Genomic DNA, 2,111 nt, shown 5'->3' with positions numbered 1-2,111 from the left:
CGTGTTGTTGTCGGCATCAGTTGCTATTTGTACCGGTACCTCTACTATTTGGCGACTATAAACAATTGGATGTTCTGAATCTGCTACATTCGGTTTATGGTAGGTTATCATAACATACCCTTTTTTGACATTGTTATAGTTTCTACCATTTATAGAAACTGGATTTTCACTATAAGTACTATAGGTGGATGGAGTACCAACTTCAAAATCAGGATTACTACTATTAATACTCTCTAACAGTTCATCTATTGACCCAATAACACTATAATTTGATCCATTTATATTAAAACTACCACTAGGATTCTCTTTTACCCATTGAAAAGTATTATCAGCAAACCAACTATCAGTATGATTTGTTCGACTCTCTAAGGATCCTGCATTTGCAATTGTAGCCTTGGCCCAGTCGTTTAATCCATTATTATCAATAGACCCTACCTCACTAGCCTTCTTTGAAACTAATTTTTCACGACCACCAGTAACACGTACAGTAACCTTTACCTCTACTGACTTTTCAGGATCAAATTTAGATTTAACTTTCCCCGTATACTCAAGTGTTCCATCTTTCTTTGTAGCTGAACTTGAAGGTATAACTGAACCTGAAGATGTTATATTTTCTAGCTGCCATTCATAAGCTTCAGAACCCAGTTGAGACAAGGTTTGTGTATCTCTCTCAGACCTAGCTTTAATACCTGCATATATTGCTGGATCACTATTTACAGGAGTATTAATTAACCCACCATCAATTTCTTGTTTTTCTAGATTTGCATTTAATGTTGCTATTGCGTCATTTTGATCAGATTGATCAATTAATAATTCCTTATCTTGTAAAGTATTGTTCCTATGCCAATTCACAATTTTAGTTCTTAAAATATCGCGAGCATATGCTAATGCGAGACCTACAGCTTTTCCATCCTGTACTCCATACCACTCTCCACTTTCAACGGAATAACGGTCATTAGTAACAGGATCAATAATATCATTCATATCACTTACAAAAACTGGCGAATTAGTAGTTACCGTTCCTATCTTTATTGTATTTTCGGGTTCAGGACTTAAAACAGGAGGAATTGATGGTGATAAAGGAGCGCTATGCACTAAGAAAATTAAATTTTTAGAAGCTGGATGAGAAAATATACTTTCATTATTAATACTTGGTACTCCCCAAGCACTACCATCCAATGTCTCTTTTGTCCACTCCCAATTTGGCATATTTTCAACGTTTACTCGAATGGCATGATTAGAACTGTCATCAAACATCTCATACATGCCTGAAATATCCATTCCATCAACAAGATTCTTAACAGATTTTAAATTCCACTTTGATATATCAGCATATATAGTTTTTCCATCATTTGGTCCAAAATTAAACATCGAAGCGACATTTATAGGTGTGGTATCATCACTTCCTCTTGAGTTCTTACCAATCTTCCAAATCTTCAAGGGAGTCAGATCATGTAAGCTGGTATCACCTGCGAACATACCAAAAAAGCTATTACCTATAGACAGAGTTTCTCTGTTAGACACATCCCAACCTTTTATAGTTTTTAAGCTATCATCATTTAACTTACTGTCATTTATGAACATTCCACCAAAATCATGAATATTGCTGACATCAAGATTAGTACCATCAAAATTCGTTAAATTACTGATTGAATGACGATTAGCCGCAAATGCACCATAATTACCACCATTGTAATTATCTTTCAATATAGTATTTTGATTATTACCAGTTTTAGAAAAAGCAATGGAGTATGGGTTAAGTTCATTTATAATTTTCTCAGTAACAGTAGAACTAATACGAGTCTGTAAACCACTCCTCCAAGTACCACTTAGATTGTCTGCAGTATGATGAGCTGCAAAATCATCCGCATTAGGAATAATAATATTTGTATTTCGCTTATTGCTATTATCTCCTAAATTAAGGCTCCCATGTGGATCTGTTCCCCTGTCAATAGCTGGGAAATATTTGTCAATATCTAAATAATTACCATTTACTGTAGCATGCCAGTTATCCATATCCAGACATCCCCACTTGCTAGTATCAGTATATCCCCCATTGCCGGTAGGATTACTAAATAACATGGTGCCGAACAATCTGCTAAGGTCTTCTG

Annotated in this window: 1 protein-coding gene; it reads right to left on the bottom strand. The window is 35.1% G+C overall.

All coding sequences use genetic code 11. The annotated features are described in order from the left end of the window. A partial coding sequence (locus FC57_RS10325) for a BspA family leucine-rich repeat surface protein (RefSeq protein ID WP_162259283.1) occupies positions 1-2,016 on the bottom strand: 2,016 nt, incomplete at its 3' end. Between the last annotated feature and the right edge of the window lie 95 nt (positions 2,017-2,111).

This window comes from Lactobacillus ultunensis DSM 16047 (assembly GCF_001436305.1).
GTDB classification, from domain to species: domain Bacteria; phylum Bacillota; class Bacilli; order Lactobacillales; family Lactobacillaceae; genus Lactobacillus; species Lactobacillus ultunensis.
This window is presented reverse-complemented; position numbering and strand designations above follow the sequence as displayed.